Here is a 2,459-nt window from a genome sequence, read left to right as displayed (position 1 = left end):
AGATAATTTTAGAGCGGCAAAAGGAAGGAATAAAACTCGCCTCTGCTCAGGGGAAGTACAAAGGTCGGGTGCATAAACTAAAGCCTGACCAAGCTGAAGCTTTACGACAAGCATGGAGGGAAGGGAAGTATCCATCAAAAATGGCATTAGGAAAAGCTTTTGGGATTAGTCGTCAGGCGGTATACCGATATTTACAAGTTAGTGAATAGCTTATTGGGATTGGCAACTAAATTTAGTTTAACTTATAAAAATCATGAAACATTGTTCGAATTTTAAGCGTGGAACATAAATAATCAATAAAAAGCCGCTCTGGTACCCTATGCCCCACAACGGCTTGATCTAATATACTGAAATTTAATGATAAATATCAAGTATTTCGTATAAGGTGTATTATGTTATTTTTAGAAAAACTTAACTTAAATAGATAAATCTAATATATTATCTTTCTCACAATTTCATAAATATCAATTATCTAATAAGCTTTAAATCCTCTTGCTAAGTCTGTATGCTGTTTTATCAGAAAGATACTATAGAGGGTAATATGCATAGTTTTTCTGTAAAAGAATTGGATCAGTTGATTGAAAATGATCTAAAGGAAAAGAAAAAATCTAGTAAGTTATTGATTGGATATAAACTATTTAATGATCTAATGAATGACCCTAAATTTTATGCAGAAGTGACAGATTCAGCCCTGAGTGCCACAAAACGAAAATATAAGAACCTCAAGATCAAGATTACGACGGATAAATATCAACTTCATTTTGAATAAAACATAAAAAAGAGGGCACTGTTGCAAATAGAGATTTGAGTCGATGAAGTTCCCTTTAAAAAGTGCTTAGAGACCGAAAACCCTGTTGATTAGACACACTTCACCCTGAGGCTGACCATAATAAAATGACGATGCTTGTCCTTTACGTAGTGCACGCATGACTTCAATACCTTTAATTGTGGCATAAGCAGTCTTCATAGATTTGAATCCTAATGTGGCCCTGATGATCACTGCTGTCCCACAAATATCACAAGAAGAACCTCAATTGAGGTTCTTCTTGTTTTCGCCATTTTTTATCAGGCACAAAGAGTGACCTTAAAAGTTTCCTTTCAAATAAATTGACCTGAATAATTCGCAATAAACGCTGAATACTCCATTCTTCTTGTGCCATGTGTTTAGCGAAGTTCACCAGCAAATAGGCGATTAATGCAATCCATATTTGCGTTTGTATCGCATTGCGGCTTCGACCTAGAAATGACTTCAGTTTTAAATTCTGCTTGATGGCTTTAAAGAATAACTCAATCTTCCAGCGGTCTTTATAAATTGCAGCAATGGTGGATGCTGCCAGATGAAAGTTGTTGCTCAGAAATTCGAATGTTCTTTTCTTATCTGTATCATAAAACTCTATACGCCTTAATAATTTAGGGGCACCTCTTTTCTTGGCGTGCGCACTGCTCAATTCAATACATTCATCCGCAATAATGCCTTTAGTCGCTAATACGTTGCGGCTTGATTTAACTTGATAAACTGTCTTGGGGCGTAGCCGAGTTACGAAGCTGACTTTCTGATGTGTCAACTGAGCAAACCATTGATAATCAACATATCCTTTATCAAAGACGATAATGCTGCCAGCAGGAAATTTAAATGCTCTGCCTTGCACCATATCATTTTCAATACCATCCCCAAGCGCTACAAATTCAGGAATGGTATTGCTGTGATTTAAGCCAACACTTAGTTTAATACTGGCTTTGGATTCATGCACTTTTGCCCATTCGCACAATGACAGTGAAAGATCAATATGACTGGCATCTAGTGAATACAGCGGATTCTTGAATCTAAATTTATGTGCAGTTTTAGAGTTTTCACAGCGCTGAAGCAGCTGTGTGAACAATTGCTGATACAGGCTGGCGGGCTGTTCTTCATTGAGTCTTGCTAAGGTGCTTCGCGCAATTCTTTTCGCGCCAAGATGATAGAGCTTTTCCTGCTGGGATTCGAGATTGGATTGAATGTCTCTTAAGCTTTGCCGACAAGAAAGTTGGGACATTAATATGGCAACAAACTGATCCCAGCGGGTGGCTGATCTTAATTTTTGCCCAGAGTGGTGCAGTTTAGCCAGACGTTCAAAATCGGCACTGTTGCAAATAGGCTGACATGATAAGCTAAATATCTTATTTATTTCGAGATACAGCAGATGAATCCCTTCCACGGTCGGCACTTTCAAGGTGAAATCATTCTTTGGGCTGTTCGTTGGTATTGTAAATATGGCATCAGCTATCGTGAACTTCAGGAAATGCTCGCTGAACGTGGAGTGAATGTTGATCACACCACAATTTATCGCTGGGTTCAGCGTTATGCTCCAGAAATGGAAAAACGTTTACGTTGGTATTGGCGTAATCCTACAGATCGACATTTATGGCATCTGGATGAAACTTACGTAAAAGTGAATGGCAAATGGGCATATCTATACCGT

The 2,459-nt window shown here is 38.1% G+C and carries 4 protein-coding genes and 1 pseudogene; 3 read left to right on the top strand and 2 right to left on the bottom strand.

All coding sequences use genetic code 11. From position 1 onward, the window contains the following. Together WA249_RS18815 and WA249_RS18810 are read left to right on the top strand one after the other, a co-directional pair. Positions 1-209 (top strand): recombinase family protein (locus WA249_RS18815; protein ID WP_253825570.1); only part of this gene is annotated, 209 nt, incomplete at its 5' end. A gap of 332 nt (positions 210-541) precedes the next feature. Beyond that, a complete protein-coding gene (locus WA249_RS18810; protein ID WP_004812234.1) occupies positions 542-769 on the top strand; it encodes a hypothetical protein in 228 nt (75 codons plus the stop codon). A gap of 66 nt (positions 770-835) precedes the next feature. Here the strand turns inward: WA249_RS18810 and WA249_RS18805 are convergent. Next, positions 836-1,000: pseudogene (locus tag WA249_RS18805) on the bottom strand (IS6 family transposase); the annotation flags it as partial. 16 nt (positions 1,001-1,016) lie between these two features. Further along, positions 1,017-2,165 carry an IS4 family transposase gene (locus tag WA249_RS18800; RefSeq protein ID WP_029769089.1) on the bottom strand — a complete coding sequence of 383 codons (1,149 nt, stop codon included), beginning with the start codon at positions 2,163-2,165 and terminating at the stop codon, positions 1,017-1,019. A gap of 15 nt (positions 2,166-2,180) precedes the next feature. Between WA249_RS18800 and WA249_RS18795 the strand changes: the two genes are divergently transcribed. Then, a partial coding sequence (locus WA249_RS18795; protein ID WP_320149762.1) for an IS6 family transposase occupies positions 2,181-2,459 on the top strand: 279 nt, incomplete at its 3' end.

This window comes from Acinetobacter sp. 161(2023) (assembly GCF_037027805.1).
Classification (GTDB): domain Bacteria; phylum Pseudomonadota; class Gammaproteobacteria; order Pseudomonadales; family Moraxellaceae; genus Acinetobacter.
The sequence above is the reverse complement of the archived record's forward strand: the minus strand, read 5'-3'. Positions and strand labels throughout refer to the sequence as shown.